General features: G+C 55.8%; 19 protein-coding genes, 1 tRNA gene and 1 riboswitch. Of the genes, 6 read left to right on the forward strand and 14 right to left on the reverse strand.

Features of this window, described 5'->3' with window-relative positions; all coding sequences use genetic code 11:
- Positions 1 to 4: 4 nt before the first annotated feature.
- Genes OA238_RS10070 through OA238_RS10080 form a run of 3 tightly spaced genes read left to right on the forward strand, consistent with a single transcriptional unit; the run spans position 5 to position 3438 of the window.
- Positions 5 to 997 carry an alpha-ketoacid dehydrogenase subunit beta gene (locus OA238_RS10070; RefSeq protein WP_015495075.1) on the forward strand — a complete coding sequence of 331 codons (993 nt, stop codon included), beginning with the start codon at positions 5 to 7 and terminating at the stop codon, positions 995 to 997.
- A complete protein-coding gene (locus OA238_RS10075) occupies positions 990 to 2003 on the forward strand; it encodes a biotin/lipoyl-containing protein (protein ID WP_015495076.1) in 1014 nt (337 codons plus the stop codon). Before OA238_RS10070 ends, OA238_RS10075 begins: the two co-directional genes overlap by 8 nt.
- Before the next feature lie 10 nt (positions 2004 to 2013).
- A complete protein-coding gene (locus tag OA238_RS10080) occupies positions 2014 to 3438 on the forward strand; it encodes an NAD-dependent succinate-semialdehyde dehydrogenase (RefSeq protein WP_015495077.1) in 1425 nt (474 codons plus the stop codon).
- 479 nt (positions 3439 to 3917) lie between these two features.
- Here the strand turns inward: OA238_RS10080 and OA238_RS10085 are convergent, their stop codons facing one another.
- The 14 genes from OA238_RS10085 to OA238_RS10150 form a co-directional block, all read right to left on the reverse strand.
- The gene (locus OA238_RS10085) at positions 3918 to 4574 is read right to left on the reverse strand and encodes a DsbA family oxidoreductase (RefSeq protein WP_015495078.1); all 657 of its coding nucleotides are present in this window, start codon (positions 4572 to 4574) and stop codon (positions 3918 to 3920) included.
- A 933-nt stretch (positions 4575 to 5507) separates the two neighbouring features.
- Complete coding sequence (locus tag OA238_RS10090) at positions 5508 to 6251, reverse strand: ABC transporter permease (protein WP_015495079.1); 744 nt, start codon at positions 6249 to 6251, stop codon at positions 5508 to 5510.
- Positions 6248 to 6901 carry a TenA family protein gene (locus tag OA238_RS10095; protein ID WP_015495080.1) on the reverse strand — a complete coding sequence of 218 codons (654 nt, stop codon included), beginning with the start codon at positions 6899 to 6901 and terminating at the stop codon, positions 6248 to 6250. Before OA238_RS10095 ends, OA238_RS10090 begins: the two co-directional genes overlap by 4 nt.
- Positions 6898 to 7599, reverse strand: coding sequence for an ABC transporter ATP-binding protein (locus tag OA238_RS10100; RefSeq protein ID WP_015495081.1), 702 nt, complete (start codon positions 7597 to 7599; stop codon positions 6898 to 6900). The genes OA238_RS10095 and OA238_RS10100 overlap by 4 nt, the downstream gene beginning before the upstream one ends.
- Positions 7596 to 8264 (reverse strand): TenA family protein, encoded by a 669-nt coding sequence (locus OA238_RS10105; RefSeq protein ID WP_015495082.1) that lies wholly within the window; start codon positions 8262 to 8264, stop codon positions 7596 to 7598. The genes OA238_RS10100 and OA238_RS10105 overlap by 4 nt, the downstream gene beginning before the upstream one ends.
- Positions 8261 to 9196 (reverse strand): ABC transporter substrate-binding protein, encoded by a 936-nt coding sequence (locus tag OA238_RS10110; protein ID WP_015495083.1) that lies wholly within the window; start codon positions 9194 to 9196, stop codon positions 8261 to 8263. The genes OA238_RS10105 and OA238_RS10110 overlap by 4 nt, the downstream gene beginning before the upstream one ends.
- A gap of 10 nt (positions 9197 to 9206) precedes the next feature.
- Complete coding sequence (locus tag OA238_RS10115; RefSeq protein ID WP_015495084.1) at positions 9207 to 10181, reverse strand: HesA/MoeB/ThiF family protein; 975 nt, start codon at positions 10179 to 10181, stop codon at positions 9207 to 9209.
- On the reverse strand, positions 10160 to 10756 hold the full coding sequence (locus OA238_RS10120) for a thiamine phosphate synthase (RefSeq protein ID WP_015495085.1): 597 nt from the start codon (positions 10754 to 10756) through the stop codon (positions 10160 to 10162). Before OA238_RS10120 ends, OA238_RS10115 begins: the two co-directional genes overlap by 22 nt.
- The gene (locus OA238_RS10125) at positions 10753 to 11523 is read right to left on the reverse strand and encodes a thiazole synthase (protein WP_015495086.1); all 771 of its coding nucleotides are present in this window, start codon (positions 11521 to 11523) and stop codon (positions 10753 to 10755) included. Before OA238_RS10125 ends, OA238_RS10120 begins: the two co-directional genes overlap by 4 nt.
- A 1-nt stretch (position 11524) precedes the next feature.
- Entirely contained in the window at positions 11525 to 11722 is a 198-nt protein-coding gene (thiS, locus tag OA238_RS10130) for a sulfur carrier protein ThiS (RefSeq protein WP_015495087.1), read from the reverse strand.
- Entirely contained in the window at positions 11700 to 12680 is a 981-nt protein-coding gene (locus OA238_RS10135; protein WP_015495088.1) for an FAD-dependent oxidoreductase, read from the reverse strand. Before OA238_RS10135 ends, thiS begins: the two co-directional genes overlap by 23 nt.
- On the reverse strand, positions 12677 to 13456 hold the full coding sequence (thiD, locus tag OA238_RS10140) for a bifunctional hydroxymethylpyrimidine kinase/phosphomethylpyrimidine kinase (protein ID WP_044036633.1): 780 nt from the start codon (positions 13454 to 13456) through the stop codon (positions 12677 to 12679). Before thiD ends, OA238_RS10135 begins: the two co-directional genes overlap by 4 nt.
- Before the next feature lie 57 nt (positions 13457 to 13513).
- Positions 13514 to 13617: riboswitch (TPP riboswitch) on the reverse strand.
- Between the two features lie 570 nt (positions 13618 to 14187).
- Positions 14188 to 14931: a 1-(5-phosphoribosyl)-5-[(5-phosphoribosylamino)methylideneamino]imidazole-4-carboxamide isomerase gene (locus OA238_RS10145; protein WP_015495090.1), complete on the reverse strand. Its 744-nt coding sequence runs from the start codon at positions 14929 to 14931 to the stop codon at positions 14188 to 14190.
- 294 nt (positions 14932 to 15225) lie between these two features.
- A complete protein-coding gene (locus OA238_RS10150) occupies positions 15226 to 16656 on the reverse strand; it encodes a DUF6880 family protein (protein WP_015495091.1) in 1431 nt (476 codons plus the stop codon).
- A 472-nt stretch (positions 16657 to 17128) separates the two neighbouring features.
- On the opposite strand from OA238_RS10150, the gene OA238_RS10155 reads away from it, so the two are divergent.
- The 3 genes from OA238_RS10155 (at position 17129) to OA238_RS10165 (ending at position 18669) form a co-directional block, all read left to right on the forward strand.
- Complete coding sequence (locus OA238_RS10155) at positions 17129 to 17674, forward strand: YaeQ family protein (RefSeq protein ID WP_015495092.1); 546 nt, start codon at positions 17129 to 17131, stop codon at positions 17672 to 17674.
- 140 nt (positions 17675 to 17814) lie between these two features.
- Positions 17815 to 18435 carry an exonuclease domain-containing protein gene (locus OA238_RS10160; protein ID WP_015495093.1) on the forward strand — a complete coding sequence of 207 codons (621 nt, stop codon included), beginning with the start codon at positions 17815 to 17817 and terminating at the stop codon, positions 18433 to 18435.
- Between the two features lie 159 nt (positions 18436 to 18594).
- Positions 18595 to 18669 (forward strand) — tRNA-Gly (locus tag OA238_RS10165).
- The last annotated feature ends 212 nt before the right edge of the window (positions 18670 to 18881 follow it).

Raw genomic sequence — 18881 nt, forward strand, 5'->3', positions numbered from 1 at the left:
GACTATGAGAGAAATCACCTTATCCCAAGCCGTTAACGAAGCCTTGGCAGAAGAAATGCGGCGCGACCCGACGACGTTTATCATCGGTGAAGACGTGGCAGAGGCTGGCACGCCGTTCAAAATCCTATCCGGCTTGGTCGAAGAATTCGGCACCGGACGCGTTGTGGATACACCCATCGGTGAACCCGGTTTCATGGGCCTTGCCGTGGGTGCGGCGATGACCGGAACGCGCCCCATTGTGGATTTAATGTTCGGCGATTTCATCTTTTTGATCATGGATCAGTTGTGCAATCAGGCGGCCAAAACCCACTATATGTCGGGCGGTAAATTAACGGCTCCGCTCGTGTTGCGCACAAACCTTGGCGCGACACGGCGTTCCGGCGCGCAGCACAGCCAATCGCTGCACGCGCTGGTCGCCCATATTCCTGGCCTAAAAGTTGCAATGCCGTCGTCGGCATATGAGGCCAAGGGCCTGTTGAAAACCGCGATCCGTGACAACAATCCGGTTGTCATCTTCGAAGACAAGCTGATGTATCAGGACAAGGCCGAGGTGCCTGAGGAAGAATATTTGATCCCGTTCGGCGTTGCGAACGTCAAACGCGTGGGCTTCGATATCACCCTCGTTGGCACGTCATCGATGGTGCAGGTGGCTGAAAAGGCTGCGGAAATTCTCGCGCTTGGGGGCATCAGCGCCGAGGTCATCGACCCGCGCACCATTGTGCCGCTGGACATGGACACGATCAACGAAAGTGTGCGCAAGACCAGTCGTTGCATTGTCATCGATGAGGGCCACCAAAGCTTTGGAGTGACCTCTGAAATCGCGGCGCGTATTATGGAGCAATCGTTTTACCACCTTGATGGTCCCGTCATCCGCATGGGCGCGATGGACGTGCCGATCCCGTTTTCACCCGCACTGGAAGACATCACTGTGCCCACGCCCGAAGGCGTCGCAGCGAATGCGCGCAAGCTTATGGCCGGGGAGATGTTTCATGGTTGATGTCATCATGCCCGCCCTTGGGATGGCGCAAGACACCGGCAAGCTGCTGCAATGGCTCAAGCAACCCGGAGATCCGGTGGCCGTGGGCGATCAGTTGTTTGAGGTCGAGACAGACAAATCTGTGATGGAAGTCGAGGCGAGCGAGGCAGGTTTTCTGACCCAAGTCAGCGCGTCTGACGGGGACGAGGTTCCTGTCGGGCAGGTCATCGCGGTGATCAGCGCCACAGCCGACAATGTGGTTGCGGCCGCAGCACCGAAACCCGCGCCCGTTCCCGATTCCGTCGCTGAGCCGCAAAAAACACACGTTGCGCCGGTCGCAGCCACCGTTCCTGCGGCTGCGCCGATGTCATCCACGGGGGCATCCACTGGCCGCGTTCTTGCGTCGCCCAAGGCCAAAAGGCTGGCGAAAGAACAAGATCTTGATCTTGGCGCATTGGCGCAGGCCGGACATCCGCAACCCTATCATGTCAGCGACCTTGAAGTCCTGCGCAGCCTGCCAGTGATCGGCGCCAGCCCCAGCGGGCAAACTGTCATCATGGTTGCCACCAAACAGATCACCGCACGCTGCCCGCGCCAAGGGTCACGTGACTTTATCGACTGGATGGAAACGGACGGCGCGATCACTGTGGTGCCGACTGCCATATTCGCCAGCTTTGCTGCTGGCGCATTTCGCGCTGCCACCGAAGCGGCGCTTGTCGTGGTGCAGGTATCTGGCCCCGACAAGGATGACGTCTTTCTGCGCAATCCCGACTATTCGCGGTTATCCGTTCCTGCGCCCGAAACCGACGACGATGCGACGTTCGTGCTGCACGACCTGAGCGACAGTTTTCTGACGTCGCTGCGTTTGGGCGACACAACTTTGCCTACTCTCAGCATCGGGGCGGACGGCGACAGCTACGCGATCACATTTGAATTCAGCAGCGAGCATATGGTTGACGATCAGGCCATCGCCTTCGTCTCCGGTCTTGCACGGCGACTGGCCGATCCGCTGCACCACCTCGTTTAGGAAAACACACATGGAATACACTGACCTTTATATTAATGGCGCATGGGTAAAGACATCCGAGCGGTTTGATGTGATCAATCCCGCCACCGAAGAGGTACTGACGTCCGTTGCCTCGGCTGACATTGCAGACGCAGACGCCGCCCTTGATGCGGCTGAGGCTGCGATGGCGCTCTGGGCAGCGCAGACACCGCGTCACAGATCCGAGGTGCTACGCAAAGCTTGGGAATTGATGACAGCCCGACTGCCGGAATTCGCCAACCTGATCACGCTGGAAAACGGCAAGGCCCGCGCGGATGCCATGGGCGAAGCCACTTATGCCGCCGAATTTTTTCGCTGGTTTGCGGAAGAAGCCGTACGTGCCGATGGCATGATCACCCACGCCCCAGCATCTGGCGCGCGGATCATCGTGCAGCACAAACCCGCTGGACTTGCGGTGTTGGTGACGCCTTGGAACTACCCCGCCGCCATGGGCACCCGTAAAATAGCACCGGCTTTGGCGGCCGGTTGTGCCGTGATCATCAAACCAGCATCTGAAACGCCGCTGACCATGCTGGCGCTAATGCCACTTCTTGAAGAAGCTGGCGTGCCAAAGGGCCTTGTGAACGTCCTCCCGTCGCGCAAAACCGGCGCGCTGGTCGACCATATGCTGCATGATCCGCGCGTGCGTGTTGTCAGCTTTACTGGCTCGACTGGCGTTGGGCGAAAATTACTGCGCTCTGCGGCCGACCTAGTTCTGAAACCGGCGATGGAACTGGGCGGCAACGCCCCATTGATCGTGTTTGAAGATGCCGATCTTGATGTCGCTGTTGAGGGCGCGATGCTCGCCAAAATGCGCAACTTGGGAGAAGCATGCACCGCCGCAAACCGCTTTTATGTGCATTCGGATGTCGCCGAGGCCTTTACCTCGAAATTTGTTGCAGCCATGGCGGCTCTGAAAATGGGTGACGGAAATGACCCATCCGTTGACGTTGGCCCCTTGGTCAACGCCGACACCCGTGATCAGGTCGCAGCCTTCGTGGATGACGCCGTAGCAAAGGGCGCGCGAATTGAATTGGGCGGCAAAGCGCCAGACGGCGTCGGGTTCTACTATCCGCCGACCGTTCTGACGAACGTGTCTCAGGACGCCAACTGCGTCGCGGATGAAATCTTCGGCCCCGTTGCCGCAATCCAGACCTTCACTGATCAGGACGACGTAATCGCCCGCGCCAATGACACCGAATACGGGCTGGTCGCCTATGTGTTCTCCGAAGATATGAAGCGCGCGTTGCAGGTTTGCGAACGTTTGGACTACGGCATGGTCGGTCTGAACCGTGGCCTTGTCAGCGATCCCGCAGCACCGTTTGGCGGAACAAAGCAATCCGGACTGGGCCGTGAAGGCGGTCATGAGGGGATGCTGGAGTTCATGGAAACTCAATATATTTCAGCAAGTTGGTAAAGTGACGTCAGAAGAAGCCGACAAGGCGGGCAGGGTGGCGACTTAGCAATACCTGGGTTCTTTGCATTGTATATGTTTCCACGGGGGTGGTTCAAAGCCGATGTATTTGACCCGCCCGCTATGGAACACGAGAGCATCGGACAGAACGGCTCAGAATGGTGCACTGGTGGGCTGGGTTTATAGATTTACTGAACCGCACCGAGCTTTCCGTAGGCTAATTTGTTCGAGTTGCGAAGCCAAATCTGGTCTTTACTTAGCAGCATAGAGGTTTGTTTCTACCTCAGTGGGTGGGATATTCCCGATAGGTTCGAGTAGACGGTGATTGTTGAGCCAGTCGACTGGCACTGTCAGATAAAAATCGGTTGAAGCGGAGGCCGCCGTTCAAAACAGATGTTCGCTTAGTGAGACGGGGACATCCGGTTGGCCAACTTTAAGTTGTTCGCACAGCAGGCCTTGGTGAAGATTGCAGGGAATAGCCGTTATGTTGCTGCGCAGCCGCCCTGTGTCAGTTGGGACAGAATGTTGGTGTAATTGTCGACCCCCTGTGCACCAGTAACCAAATGCTGGCGGTCAAAAACCATTGCGGGGACTCCGGTGATACCTTGCTGAGTCCAGAATTTCTCTTCTGCGCGAACTTGGTCAGCAAAACGTTGATCGACCAGAATGGCTTCGGCTTCTGCACGCTCGAGGCTGACTTCTGACGCAATGGCGGCGAGTACATCGGGGTCGGATAGATTACGACAATGGGTGAAGTGCGCGATAAATAGCGCCTGTTTCAGATCGTCGCCTTTGCCCTTAAGCGTCGCCCAGTGCAGCAATTGGTGTGTGTCAAACGTGTTATGCATTCGCATGTCGTCCGCGAATAAAAACGTAAAGTCGAGATCTTCACCGATTGCTGTCAGGCGATCACGGTTGGCGTGTGATTCAGCCTGACTGCTGCCGTATTTTTCCATTATGTGCTCGACCATGTTCTGGCCCTCGGCAGGCATGCTAGGGTTCAATTCAAACGGATGCCAATGGATATCTACGGCCGTGCCTGACGCTTCGGCAGCCCTTTTTAACTGGCGGTAACCAACAATGCACCACGGACAGACGACGTCTGAGATAATATCGATACGCAATGGCGTCGTTGTCATGGAGGCATTCCTTTGAACTGTGGTACCTCATTCAGGTGTGGTTGAATGAACAAAACGTCAAGTTATGGAGCAAATCTGGCTCTCAACCAGCGTCTTTAAATAGTGAATTTGTCTATGTAGCTCAGGCCTGAACCTCCCAATTTTTGGTTCTGAATGTTGCCACGTGTCTTTACATGATCCTTGAGAGGATATTTGCCGCAAATGCCGTAAATGCCGCAGCCTAAGGCGCCTGCATGCTGCGTGAGTAAAGGCCAGGAAGATACGTTTGAAGCGCGAGCCGGTATCATGGATAAGGTGGGAAATTGCTGTGGTTGCTCGCAGAGTTTTGACGTCACGGGGCAGGGGTAGAAGCAGGCTGTTTGTGTGGGAGTATGCGGTGAAATGCGCCCTGGTCGGGTGCGCCGCGATGCGACAGGGACGCCGTCATAGGGCCCTGCATTGGTCTATATCAGCCCCAAGCGAAACCTGTGCTCTGTGCAGCAAGGGTCGACTCAGACGCTGGAGTGATCGATGCTGTAACACTCACATTTTGTCATTAAGGGCGGCGATAGTGACGAATGCTGCGCCATGCACATTTCTACATTAAGGGCGGAATGCGGACTTTCGCTGCAAATACGCGGGCTCAAGGGCGATCCAGCGAAAGCTGCCATTCATTGAGAGGTCGAAACCAAGAATGCTGCAATCGATCTAAGGGCAGCTCCGAGCCCACACCGGACCTGTTGATTTTGTGCTGCGCGCGCTCGCAGCACGGAAGTTGCTGCAACAGCGTGAATTTCTACGCCGCTGCGGGGTAGAAAAACCAGTCATTCATGCGAACTGTAGCGGAAATGAAGCCGAAAAGCGCGGGCAAAGGTGGCTTTGGCATTTCCATATTCGCATATGCAGCATTCATAATCGGACCAGTCAATGAAAATGGCTTTCAATATGGGCCGGTCACGAGACCTCCGGACGGTCCATTGTTTTTTCGCACAGTCTGTTTACAGCTGAGTGCAGCAGGATCGTCAGAACCGCGAGCACGATCAGGGCCGCAAACATCAGGTCGGTTTTGGCGCGTCCATTTGCCAAAAGCATCAGATATCCTAAGCCCTTTGAGGCCCCAACCCATTCGCCGATGATCGCACCGATTGGCGCATAAACAGCAGCCAATCGCAGGCCGGATGCAAAGCCCGGCATGGCCGCAGGTACCCGGATATACCACATGATCCGTGCGGGGCTTGCGCCCATCACCTTGGCCAAACCGATCCAGTCGCGGTTCGTGCGCATCAGGGCATCAAAAAATGATGACGTAACAGGGAAGTAGATGATGATTATGGTCATCGTGATCTTGGACCAAAGGCCAAAGCCCAGCCAAAGGGTCAAGATCGGTGCCAATGCAAACACTGGCACTGCTTGGCTGAAGACCAAGATGGGTCGCACCAGCGCGCGCACCGTTGGTGATGCGACCAGCCCGATGGCCGACATGAACCCAAATGCGGCACCCAACACGAGGCCGATGAGCACTTCGGCCATCGTGATAACCGCGTGCTCCGCCAAAAGCGCGCGGCTTTCCCAGATTGTTTGCGCGACCGATACAGGGGGAGGCAGGATGAAACGGGCAACACCTGTGGTCCAGATCACCGTTTGCCAAAGCACCAACACCAGACACGTCGCCGCTATGCCTGCCCGCCAACCGGTCATTTTGCAACCGCAAAACCAGCCCAAGACGCGTCAAAAAACACGCGCTCCAACCGTACGGCCTCAGCGAAGGTCGCGGTGACCTGCGTGCGTGCGTCGTGATCCAGCGTGTCCCAAGCGGTATCCAGTTGATTGCGCAAATAGGCCACGACCTGCGCAAAACCGTCGCCTGAATGCAGGGTTATCCACTCCCCCAGCCAAAACGGCAGGTCGTGGGCGCGGTCCTCAAACGGGGAGGCCCAATCAAGATAAATCCATTCGGCGACGACCAGAACCGATAGCATGATCTCGTAGCGACCCGAGCGACAGGCTTGATTCATCAGCTGTTGGAACGCGATCGTCTCGGGTGCTGCGGGCGCGGTCGGCGGGACCTCGAGCGCTTGTAAACATCGTAGGAAATAGGTGTTTTCCGGGCCACAGATCAAACCCAGAAATTGCGCGCCGGGCACGGCATCGGCCAATGTGGGCGCATGGGCCACGGCGGAAGCCAAAAGCCGTACAAACCCTTCAATAAACTGGTAGTCCTGTTGCAAATATCCCGCCATCTTGTCACGGCTTAGGGTCCCATGAGCCAAGGCATTGGTGAACGCATGATGCGTAGCGGCGTGCCAGTCCTCTTCGACAAGCGATTGCAGATGTTGTGTGGCGCTCATATCGGTCTCCGAAGTTGATCAAACAGATCTGTCTGCGTGCGCAGCACATCTGGTGCGTGGATGTCGCGCGGGATGGGGGTGAATGGGGCGGCAACCTCGACAAGTCCTGATGGCGTCATGATCAGAATTTTCTGACCCAATCGCGCGGCCTCGTTCGGGTCATGGGTGACCAGCAACACTGTGCGACCCGTCAACAGGTCTGCCGTCAGTTCCTGCATCTGCGCACGGGTCAGCGCGTCAAGCGCTGAAAACGGTTCATCCAGCAACACAACCGCGCGGTCCTCCATCAATGTGCGGGCCAATGCCACCCGTTGACGTTGGCCGCCAGACAGGGCGGCGGGTAATTTGTCAGCATGGTCCACCAAGCCGACTTGCACCAGCCTCTCGCAGGCGCGGTCTTTGTCCGGACGCTCCCCCCGCACGCGCGCGCCCAGCATGACATTGTCCAACACGCTGAGCCACGGCATCAGTAAATCTTGCTGCGCCATCATCGCGACGCGTCCGGTATCGCTGAGGACCCCGTCAAAAGTGACGCCCTCGGCCAGACTCGCAAAGAGGCGCAGCACCGTGGATTTGCCCACACCACTCGCCCCCAAAAGGCAGGTCCAGCTGTGCGGTTTCAGGGTCAAGTCCAGCTGGGAAAAGATCGGCGTCCCGTCAATCGTCGCCGATCCTGTCATCCGCAAGGGTTGGTTCAAGGATCCAGCCCCATGTCCCAAAACCCGACTTCCAATTGAGTGGCCATCGCAAACCGCGCCTGAAGGGCAGTCCAACGCGGGCTGCCTTTCGGATCATCACCCAAGCGCCGCGCAACGGCCCCGTCTATAAGCAGACCCACATCGTGGCAAACCTGCTGATAGTCGGCGCTTGCGTAGGTGTTGATCCACTCTGCGCAGGTGTCCGAGGTCTTGGTTGCGGCCAAATGACTGCCAATTTCGCCGTAGCCCATAACGCAAGGAGCCAAGGCTGCCAACAGGTCCAACAGATCGCCGGAATGACCCGCGTCCAAAACATAGCGGGTATAGGCGAGATTTTCTTGTCGTTCCTGCGTAGCAAACAGCGTTGCCTCATCAATGCCAGCTTCGGCACACGCCTTGATGTGCAACGCGATTTCCTCGTTGATCAACCCGTTCACTGTGCTCGCAGCCAAACGCATTTCCGCGACCGTATCAGCCTTGGTGATCGCCAAGGCCCAAGCGCGAGAAAAGTGGATCAGAAAGACGTAATCCTGTTTGAGGTAATGCAGGAAGGCGGCGTGCGGCAGCGTGCCGTCACCCAAGCCCTGCACAAACGCGTGACGGGTATAGGCGAGCCAGACGGGGGTGTTATCCCGCCAAGCCGCGAAGATGTTACCGTAGGTCATTCTGCACCCAGATCGACGGCAAGTGCTGAGACTGGGCGCGTGCCCTCGACCAGACCACTCTCGGCCAAAAACGCCTCAAACCTTGTATATCGCCCTTCATCCAGCGCTTCAGGGCGCAAGGCAAAGCGGGGCAGCGTGTCAACCCAAGCCTTGGCGTTCAGTTCGTCGTCCAGTTCAGGCGCGTAGCCTTTGAACAGCTCCCAAGATGCTTGCGGGTTATTGACGATGTATTGCGTTGCCAGTTCTGTCGCACGCAGGAAACGGCGGACCTGATCAATGTCCATCCGGTCGGGGTTCGCCACGTAGATCAATTCATCATAGGTCGGCACGCCTTCTTCCTCGACATAGAAACAGCGACCTTCAACGCCCTCGATTTCCATCTGGTTCAACTCAAAATTCCGGTACGCACCGATAACCGCATCGACCTGTCCCGACATCAAAGACGGACTGAGCGAGAAGTTCACATTGACCATCTCGACATCATCCAGCGTGACACCGTGGCGACCCAGCATTGTCGATAAAACGGCTTCTTCGACACCGGCCACGGAAAAGCCGATTGTGCCACCTTTCAGTTGGCTGATCTCCTGAATAGGGCCGTCTTTGAGAACCAATAGACAGTTCAGTGGTGTCGCCACCAAAGTGCCCACCCGAATAAGTGGCAGACCTTCCGCGACATGCAAATGCTGGCTGGGTTGATAGCTGATAGCAATATCGCCTCGGCCGGCTGCGACCAGTTTAGGCGGGGCGGACGGATCGGCAGGGGCGATGATCTCGACTTCAAGCCCTTGATCGGCGAAATAGCCCAGCTCTTCAGCCACGATGATTGGCCCGTGATCGGGGTTGATAAACCAGTCCAATAGCAAGGTCATCTTGTCTTGCGCCAAGGCTGGTGTTGCGATCAATATTGCCGCTGCTGTGATGAGGTATTTCATATGGGTCTCCTTACCCTCCGAGAGCGAGAAGTTTGATCTCGCCCTGCCAGTGTTGTGAAAGTCGCTCTGCCGCCTGCCAGGCACGCAGGCCCGACCGACAGGCCAGAACGGCACGTTGGTTCTCGTGTGGTGTAGGGCCATGTGGTCCAAAGTCGGACACGACATGGCGTGTTGCATGTGGCAGGTCAGGCCCCTGTTCTCCTGTCGCGCGCAGGTCGATCAGAAAATCAGTTGCGGCGATGTCGCGCAGGGCGATAAAGGCGGGGCTGGGCGCAGGGTCAGGTGCCGTATCAAAGCGGAACCCGCCAAACCGCAGCGCCCACGCGTCATAGGTCACAAGCTGTCCCAAGCTTTGCATATCGCCCGTCATGATCGCCATCGCCATTTGTGCCTGAAGGCTACCGATCACACCTACACTTGGCCCCAGCACGCCATCGGTATCGCACGATCCCAGCTGGTCTGGCAGATCGGGGAACACCGCACGCAGCCCAGGTTTGCCACCGCAAAAGCCACCCACATAGCCGTCGCGGCCCACCACGCTGGCGCTGATCAGCGGTTGGCCAGTTTCAAGGCAATGATCGGACGCCACATAGCTGACCGCGAAACTGTCGGCGCAATCAAGGATCAGCGACATGCCCACGCAAAGGGCCGCAATGCTGGACGGATCGACGCGCTGGTGAACAGGTTCAATGGTGGTGTCAGGGTTCAATGCGGTCATCGCACTCGCGATCACATCGACCTTTGGCAAGCCAATATCAGCCTCGCGAAACAGCGTTTGACGGTGCAGGTTGGACAGGCTTATGACATCTGCATCCGCAATTCGGATTTGCCCGACACCCGCGCCCACGAGGTATTGCATCACAGGCGCGGCCAGTCCGCCGCCACCGATGACAAGGACAGACGCCCTTGCCAACTGATCTTGCGCAGCACTTCCCAGCACCGCAGTTTGGCGGGCGTAGCGGCTCATCCGCAGACCTTTAGCCATTCCCTGACGCGACCCTCTGGATCGTCGTGAAGCGTGATGTCCGTGACGGCCGAGACAACATCCGCCCCGGCATCAAACGCCCCCGGTGCGCGGTCCGTACTCATCCCACCAATCGCAACGAGGGGGATATCGCCCACGAGGTCTTTCCACACGCAGAGTTTCTCAATGCCCTGCTGATGCCAGTTCATCTTTTTCAGGATGGTTGGATAGATCGGGCCAAGTGCGATGTAATCAGGGTTCAGCGCCAGTGCGCGGGCAAGTTCGGCCTTGTCATGGGTCGAAATCCCAAGCTTGAGACCCGCCGCACGGATCGCAGCCACGTCCGCCTCGTCAAGATCCTCCTGTCCCAGATGGACCCAGTCACAGCCCAAATCAATTGCCAGCTGCCAATGGTCATTGACCACCAGCATTGCACCATGGGCATGGCACAAATCGCGGCCTTCGGTCAGTTGAGCGCGCAGCGCGTCTTGCGGCTGGTTTTTGATGCGCAGTTGCACAAGCTTGGCTCCCAAAGGCAACACGCGCCGCAGCCACGCCACGTCATCAAAAATCGGGTAAAAGCGGGGCAGTGTCATAGCATCGCCTTTCCAAAGACGGGCGTGGAAGGGGCAGCCATGTCGCGGGCATCCATGGGGTCGGCACCCGCGGCCAGCGCGCCTGCTTCTACCGCCAGAGCGAACGCGCGCGCCATCGCTACAGGGTTGCCCGCCTTTGCAACGGCAGTGTTCAACAGGACTGCGTCATAGCCCATTTCCATCGCTTGGGCTGCGTGCGAGGGCAGGCCCAGACCTGCATCCACGACCAAAGGAATATCAGGGAAATGCGCACGCAAGCTGCGCAAACCGTAGATATTGTTCAGCCCCAGCCCCGTGCCAATGGGTGCGCCCCACGGCATCAAGACTTTGCAGCCGACCTCAACCAGCCGCTCGCAAAGCACCAGATCTTCGGTGCAATAGGGAAAGACTTCGAACCCGTCCTCGGCCAATTGTGCGGCAGCGTCAACCAGACCGAAGGGATCGGGTTGCAGGGTATCGGCGTGGCCGATCACCTCCAGCTTGATCCAGTTGGTATCGAACAGCTCGCGGGCCATCTGGGCTGTGGTCACGGCCTCGCGCGCTGAATAACAGCCTGCGGTGTTGGGAAGCACGGCAACACCAAGGTCCCTGATCAACGCCCAGAAGTCCTGCCCCGCCTGATCGCCGCCCGCCTCGCGCCGCACAGAGACCGTGGCAATGCCTGCGCCCGAACGGCGAAAGGCCTCCGCCAGAATCGCGGGCGACGGATATTGTGCGGTGCCCAACATCAGCCTGGATGTCACTTCGGTGCTGTAGAAAGTGGGCATTCTATCCTCCTTGTCGGGGGGCTATGATTTCGACGCGGTCCCCGTCTTGCAAAGCATGGTCTGCACGCTGTTGCTTGGACACAAAGGCCTCGTTGACCGAAGTGGCCACCTTGGCCTCGCCTTTACCCAGGTCATCCAAGAGCGCGGCCAGTGTGGGCGCACCGATCTCATGTGCTTCACCGTTCACGATGATCTTCATACCAAACCTCCGGTATTTTGCCTTTCAGCAACAGGTCAGCCGTCATCTGCGCCAATGCAGGTGCAAGCAGAAAACCGTGCCGAAACAGGCCATTTGCGTAAATCACATCCCCAATCCGCCGAATGCGCGGTTGGTTGTCGGGAAAGGCAGGGCGTGCATCGACGCCAATCTCCAACAGCTCCGCCTCGCCAAAAGCGGGGTGCAGGGCGTAGGCGGCATTCATCAGCTCCATCACGGATCGCAGGGTGGCACGTCCGCGTTCGCCGGTTTCGATCTGGGTCGCGCCCAACATGAACACATCGTCGCCACGCGGCACGATATATAGCGGAAACCGCGGATGAAGCAGTCTCACAGGGCGCGACAGCGTCACGTCGGGGCAGCGGACCACAAGCATCTCGCCCTTCACGCCGCGCAAATCTGTGAGAGTATCACGCGCAGCAAGGCCACGGCAGTCAATTACCTGCCCTTTGATGTCACCACCAAAACGGACACCCTTTTGATCCAGCCGCGCATGCAGCGCGGTCAGGGTCGCGCGGGGGTCAAGATGCCCCTCATCTGCTAAAAACAGCGCCTTGGAAAAACGCTCAGCCAGATGCGGCTCGTGCTCAGCGATCTGCGTTTTGGACAGGGATGTCGCGGTCGGCGCACGGCGCGCAAAGGTTGCCAGATCGCTTTGATCGCGGTTAAGGGCGACAACAATTGTGCCCGCGTGATGCACAATTCCTCCGTGGCTTTTCCACCAACTGGCAGCTTTGCGGCCTTGGCGCACAATCTCGGGCTCTGCGCTCACCCCTTCGCAATCGGGGGCCAGCATGCCGCCTGCCCACCAAGAACAGGCGTGATCGCCGGGCGCACCTTTGGGATCAATGACTGTGACCTGCGCGCCGCGTGACGACAGTTCTGCGGCCATGGCAAGGCCACACACGCCGCCGCCAATGATCGTGAAAAGGTCGCTCATTTCCAAAGCGCGTGAAAGTGGTGCACAGGCCCGTGACCTTGTCCAACGTGCAATTCATCCGCATGCAAGATCGCCTGATGTAGCCATGTGTGCGCATGGCCTACCGCATCGCTCAACGCCATACCCCGCGCCAGGCCCGCAGCGATTGCAGAGGAATAGGAACATCCCGTGCCGTGGGTGTTGCGGGTGTTCACACGTAGGGCCGAAAAGTCCTGCGTTCCCGTTCGCGACACAAAATGATCGGTGCAGATCTCGCCGTCTGCATGTCCGCCTTTCATCAAAACCGCACCGACGCCAAGGTCCAAAAGGGCCTTCGCCTGCGCTTGCGTGCTGCCCTCGCCCACCAGTTTCAAAGCTTCGGGTAGGTTGGGGGTAAGCAGTGTCGCGCGTGCGAAAAAAATAGATTTCAACGCATCTATCGCACTATCGGCCAGCAACGTATCGCCTGATTTAGCAACCATCACGGGATCAAGCACAACCGGCCCGGCGTAACCCGCCAGTGCATCCGCCACCGCTGCAATCAGCGACGGTGTCCCCAGCATCCCGATCTTGACCACGTCAATCTGGATGTCATCCAGAACGGCTTTGATCTGTGCGGCAACAATGTCGTCCGGGATCGGATGAATGGCGGTAACAGCTTTGGTGTTCTGTGCCGTAACCGCCGTCACAACGGAAGCACCATAAACACCCATTGCCGAAAAGGCCTTAAGATCGGCCTGAATACCAGCCCCGCCGCCAGAATCGGACCCGGCAATCGTTAACGCCTTAGCTGCCATGTCATAGCCCCTTGGTTCAGGGATCAGGATGGGAAAGGGCGCAGGCCATAACGGATGCGAGGTCCGCAAGCTGTTCCCTCCGCCGGTCCTAACCGGTTCAGGTTCAATGGGTTCGCAGCTTGTGCATCTCAGCCCGGATCAGGGCGCCCCAACAGATATTAACAGCATTGCTAAATTGTTAGCACAGACGCGTCAAACGGATAAATGATCGCAGACTGCATGACAGCGTGATTCTGGAGAATACGCCAATTAAATAACAAGACGGTATTCGTCCATAAGATGCGCGACAGTAGCCTTGACCAGAAAGTAACGAGCATATGAACTATAGCCTGCGTGGCAAATGAGCAGAACAATAAGGGCCGCTTGTTGTGTAACCAGATTGTTCGACCCGCTCGCACCAAAAGCGTTGTTTGGATTTGATACCCGAGATCGTATTTTAATGACTGCTATGGTGCATTGTAGCAACCGACTTGCTGCACCTGCAAGAAAATGCTGCGCCAGCGATAGCCGCAACTGCAAGGGTCTGCATTGTCCGCACAGTGTGAATTCAGACATCACTTGGTTTCGCGGTTGCGGCGAATGACTGCTATGCGGGCTGCGACCGCAGCATCTTGAACCTTGGGCCAACGGCAGCAAGGGGCCGTTTGCGGCATGAAAAAAAGCTCATCCATTGGGGTTTTAAACGTACGAAGGCTGATCTTGCAACAAGTCGTCAAGCCGCCAAAATCACCTCAGATGAATTTCGCCTGAACCTCTCCATCGGGTTTGAAAACTTCCATCGCAACCTCGATATCGATACTGCGATCAAACAAGGCGCGCCCAATTAAGACCCCTGAGACAAACGGCACGTACTTCAGCCTCGACAGGTCATCAAGCGTTCGCGCCAGTCCCCTTGCGATCACCGGTGTCCGCGTTTCGCTAGCGAGTTGCGTGATCAAGGCAACACTGTCCTCGGCATCACCAATGTCTGCATCAATATCGGTCACGATGATCGCCGCGAAAGGAACATTTTCAAATGCTTTGAGAAATGCAGAAGGCGTAAAGGAACTTTTCTCTCGCCAACCATCGCTAACTACGACCCCCTCATAGACATCAACCGCGAGCACGATCTGATCGGGAAAAAGCTTTGCGGCTTCTTTAACGATGTCGGACTGAAGCAAGGCCAGAGTGCCGACAACGATGCGCCCGACACCTTGGTCGATCCAGTAAGCGATGCGTTCCAAGCTTCGAAAGCCACCACCCAATTGCACTTGAATGCCTGCCGTAAGAATGATCTCGCGGATGAGATCAGCGTTGCGTTCATCGCCCGACATAGCATCAAAATCAGTGATATGTAGCCATTGCGCGCCAGCTTCGACGAAACTCTTCGCTTTTTCTACTGGATCGAGGTGCCAGATCTGGGGCTCCTCAGTACGACCGCGAAATAGGCTAACACATCGGCCATCAAGCAGTTCAATCATTGGATAGAGGATCATGGCAAACTTCCTTTTAATCGGTGTTCGAGTCTTGGGCGCTTATCAGGCGTAGCAGCGGTTCGGCTCCCAATCGCGAGAAAATGCGACCAGTCTCGCACGAATTAAGACAGAATGGGAAAACCCTACCGAAATGGTTCGAGGACGGAAGTTTTGGTCCGTCTGCACACCGACGGTTGATTCTGATTAAATGCTGCGCTCTGCACGAATGGCTGCAATGACGGGCCGCGCCACAGCATTGTCTTTTATGGTTGAACGGCCGGTTGGGGCCGTTCGCGTTGATGGTTTGATCTACACCTATTTTAATTTGACCCAAAACGACGTTTTACGATCATGAGCCATGCGGAGCGTTTGAAAATAGTCGGCGTGGGATTCGAATGTGCCATAGTCTTGGATGGCACCTTCAAGGGCTGAACAGTCCATCAGATGATCCGCCGCATGACCGTAGCGTGACGAACGTCCCTCACCTAAGGAATAGTCGATCATCGCACGCCACAACAGAACCGCAGGTAGCGGGTGGCGTTCTCGCAGAGCTTCGGCAGCAGGCGTCAATATATCATAGCGATTACCGTCGACCTCATCCGATCGGTTTTCAATCAGTTGGGCAGCAGACAGCAAGTCGGGCCATTCTAGAAAAAAGGACAATGCTGTGGAAAAACTCGGATAGTCCAGAACGTGTGCTCTTGCCTTTTCTTCTGCCTCAACATCCTCAAAGTCGGGAAGACCTTTAATATAGGTACGCAAATGAGGTTGATCGAGCGTCTTTATAAAGCAAGACCAGCGGTGTGCTTGCGCATCTTTGGTACGCCCCAATGCTTCGAGAGTAGCGAGGTAACTGTGGTTCCACGCCTCTTGCCCAAAGTCGCGCCCGTCTTGTTCCACATCATCCAAAAGCGTCAATGCGTCATCAGTGCGGCCTTCTTTAATAAATAGCAGTGCGACCTCGGCAGCGACATCTTTGTGTCTCAGATCATTTGGCGTGTATTGCGCGACATAGGCGTGCGTATCACCTGCCGCCGCTGCGATTTCCTGAAGGCAGGACTGAACGAACCGTTCTTTACGCTCAGCGGCATAATCAGCATGGCCCCCGCGCAACTCCCGGAGGAACAATATTGCATCGTGCTGTTCGGCTTCAACATCAATTGACTGAGCCGCGAAATCTTCGACGTGCTGCCTTAGCTGATCTAAGCCGCTCGCCCCAAGCGTGTCCGAGAGAATTCCAATTATCCCGTCCCATTCCCCGTACCCGTTGTCTTGGATGACATTCCAAACCTGCGCAGCCAGAGCATCAACGCTCAACAACGCCAAAGGTGCGATAGCTTCAAAATGCAAAATAGCGGATCGGAAAACATCGCCAACATCGCCCCGGCTATCGTCAACGCGTTCATAGATAGATGGGGCAATTTCGATAAATTGCCAAAGCAACTCAAACGCAGACGATGGGTCCTCTGGCGCGATTTTTTCAACGATCATTACCACTTGTGTATCAATATCTTTGATCAAAGCTTTACGTTTGTGCCAGCCTACAAAACTGTTTGATTTTCGCAATGTCACAAGGCGTTTTCGGATTGCATGCACAAGCTCTGACGCACCCAGATTGTGGCTTAATTCCAATCGCAGACGACGTTTGATGTCCGCACTGCCGGTGCTCACCTCGATCAAGAGGTCCGCCAATTTTTTAGCACCAAGAGCTTCAAGGTTATCTGTGTTCAAAGTCTTTTTTGACATGGTTCAAGTTTGTCAGTTTGAGTGAGCGAAAGAAAGTACCCTTCAGAACGTTTCACTGGTCACGTTACTTTGCAGACGCGGCGAAAGTCCGGTCTAACGGGCCGCACCGCATCATGCCCAACGACCAGCCAATGACCGCAATGGGCCGGAAGTGTCGAAACCCGCACGCAGGATTAGGCCACCTTTTTATGCGCAAGCAGTTGGGTCAAGACATCGCCGACAATTTCTAACGACCGGACCCGCGCAGCGTGATCGTGGATCATATCTGTTGGGGTCGTGATTTCAATGTACGCGATGCTTTAGCTTTGGCCTTGAATGTAGTTACCTCAAACGAACCAACCATCCAGCACCTGCAAGTCACACAACTTGTCCATACCTAGTGTCTCGCCAAGTATACGCAAACTTTTAAAGTGCTTTCGGAAAGTCACCAGACGCATTAGGCACGACTATCTTCACAATTCTGGAGCATGTCATGGCGCAAAAAGCTACCATCTACAAAGTTGAGCTTTCCGTCTCCGATATGGATCGCCATTATTATGAGACTCACAAACTAACTGTGGCAAAACATCCCTCAGAGACGGATGAAAGACTGATGGTGCGTATCCTCGCCTTTTCCCTGAATGCCCATGAGCAACTGGAAATGACCAAGGGTCTTTCAACGGATGATGAGCCGGACATTTGGCAGAAAAGCCTGAGTGGCGAGCTGGAATTGTGGGTGGCTCTGGGCCTTCCGAGCGAGAAGGTTGTGCGTCAGTCCTGTGGCAAAGCCAGCAAGGTGATCGTCTATAGTTACGGTGGCAGGACCGCTGAGATGTGGTGGGAAAAGCTCAAAAACAACACTACTCGTTTTGATAATCTTCAGGTCATGAATTTTTTGCAAGAAGAGACCCGTGATCTTGGCGAGCTGGCAAATCGCTCGATGAAGGTGCAGGTAAATATTCAGGATGGTGAAGTCATGGTCGGCGTAGACGATCGCATCGTTTACGTGACCCCGATCAAATGGAAAAATGCCGCGTAGTTGACTTGTCTGTACAGTATCCAAAGAAATGAAATGCTTTGTGACGCCCCACATTCATTAGATCCGACGTGCAAAAGATCGCGACGGACAAGATGCATCGCAGCGCGGGGTAAGATAGTTTCACAAGCGTAGGACAGCGAATGGTGGACGTGTTGAACAGATTTGGACATCTCAAGACGCCGCCTGCAGGGCCTTTTCGTTTTATCGCATTGGACGTCGAAACAGCGGGTAAAACGATCGCCGGCATATGCCAGATCGGGCTTTGCTTTGTCAGCAACACAGGGGCTGTTCAGACCTATTCAGTATTGATCGAACCCGAGGAACCATTTGAGCCGTTCAACACCGAACTGCATGGGATTTCATCCGATACTGTTGCGGGCGCCGGAACATTTCCAGAGGTCTATGCGGCTTTGTTTGACCTTTTGAACACACACAGCCTCGTTCAGCACAGCACATTTGATGAAAAGGCCTTAACATCCGCTTGCGCGCGGTATGGCTTGCCAATGATAACGTCACATTGGACCAACAGCGTCACAGTTGCCCGTCAGGCATGGCCCGCGTTGAAAGGAGCCGGCGGGCATGGTCTTGCAAACCTCAAAAAGCACCTTGGGCTTGAGTTTCATCACCATGACGCTGGGGAAGACGCGCGTGCCTCAGCCACAGTCATATTGAGGGCAGAAGACGTTCTGGGCATGCCGTTGTCCCACCTCACTATCAAACGCCAGCTGGCGTTTCAGTTTGAAAACCGCTCAGGGGACTAGCCGCGAATGGCCGGATTGGCGAAGCTGCACTGAAGCATTTAAGTAGATCGTTAAGGTGCGGCCTGGGCTGTTTATTGCAGTCGTTTGTGCTTGTTAGCGAAACGTTGCCCATCGATGTCTTGACGCCCTTAAGTCCATGAAATATACACCATATTGTAAGCGGGCGTTGTGTAATGGTTAAGACCCCAGTTTTCCAAACTGGAGATGCGGGTTCGATTCCCGCCGCCCGCTCCAGAAAAAATTCATTTCCGACACTTAACCTACAAAAAAGCGCTGAACGTTTAGTTATGCCTTTGTAAACATAAGTTTTATCCAGGTTTGCGCGCCAGCTTTCCAAGCAAGTGATCGCACACTCCGTGAAAACATTTACACTTTGTGTCAATTAATGCGCATTCCGCGAAATAAAATTTCGTGCAAATTACCTTCAAATTTACGGCGACTGAGTG

Source organism: Octadecabacter arcticus 238 (genome assembly GCF_000155735.2).
GTDB classification, from domain to species: Bacteria; Pseudomonadota; Alphaproteobacteria; order Rhodobacterales; family Rhodobacteraceae; genus Octadecabacter; species Octadecabacter arcticus.

Bases quoted from the DNA above. Each gene is read 5' to 3' on its own strand.
- OA238_RS10070 (WP_015495075.1), top strand. From the start codon at position 5: ATGAGAGAAATCACCTTATCCCAAGCCGTTAACGAAGCCTTGGCAGAA.
- OA238_RS10075 (WP_015495076.1), top strand. From the start codon at position 990: ATGGTTGATGTCATCATGCCCGCCCTTGGGATGGCGCAAGACACCGGC.
- OA238_RS10080 (WP_015495077.1), top strand. From the start codon at position 2,014: ATGGAATACACTGACCTTTATATTAATGGCGCATGGGTAAAGACATCC.
- OA238_RS10085 (WP_015495078.1), bottom strand. From the start codon at position 4,574: ATGACAACGACGCCATTGCGTATCGATATTATCTCAGACGTCGTCTGT.
- OA238_RS10090 (WP_015495079.1), bottom strand. From the start codon at position 6,251: ATGACCGGTTGGCGGGCAGGCATAGCGGCGACGTGTCTGGTGTTGGTG.
- OA238_RS10095 (WP_015495080.1), bottom strand. From the start codon at position 6,901: ATGAGCGCCACACAACATCTGCAATCGCTTGTCGAAGAGGACTGGCAC.
- OA238_RS10105 (WP_015495082.1), bottom strand. From the start codon at position 8,264: ATGACCTACGGTAACATCTTCGCGGCTTGGCGGGATAACACCCCCGTC.
- OA238_RS10110 (WP_015495083.1), bottom strand. From the start codon at position 9,196: ATGAAATACCTCATCACAGCAGCGGCAATATTGATCGCAACACCAGCC.
- OA238_RS10115 (WP_015495084.1), bottom strand. From the start codon at position 10,181: ATGGCTAAAGGTCTGCGGATGAGCCGCTACGCCCGCCAAACTGCGGTG.
- OA238_RS10120 (WP_015495085.1), bottom strand. From the start codon at position 10,756: ATGACACTGCCCCGCTTTTACCCGATTTTTGATGACGTGGCGTGGCTG.
- OA238_RS10125 (WP_015495086.1), bottom strand. From the start codon at position 11,523: ATGCCCACTTTCTACAGCACCGAAGTGACATCCAGGCTGATGTTGGGC.
- thiS (WP_015495087.1), bottom strand. From the start codon at position 11,722: ATGAAGATCATCGTGAACGGTGAAGCACATGAGATCGGTGCGCCCACA.
- OA238_RS10135 (WP_015495088.1), bottom strand. From the start codon at position 12,680: ATGAGCGACCTTTTCACGATCATTGGCGGCGGCGTGTGTGGCCTTGCC.
- thiD (WP_044036633.1), bottom strand. From the start codon at position 13,456: ATGGCAGCTAAGGCGTTAACGATTGCCGGGTCCGATTCTGGCGGCGGG.
- OA238_RS10145 (WP_015495090.1), bottom strand. From the start codon at position 14,931: ATGATCCTCTATCCAATGATTGAACTGCTTGATGGCCGATGTGTTAGC.
- OA238_RS10150 (WP_015495091.1), bottom strand. From the start codon at position 16,656: ATGTCAAAAAAGACTTTGAACACAGATAACCTTGAAGCTCTTGGTGCT.
- OA238_RS10155 (WP_015495092.1), top strand. From the start codon at position 17,129: ATGGCGCAAAAAGCTACCATCTACAAAGTTGAGCTTTCCGTCTCCGAT.
- OA238_RS10160 (WP_015495093.1), top strand. From the start codon at position 17,815: ATGGTGGACGTGTTGAACAGATTTGGACATCTCAAGACGCCGCCTGCA.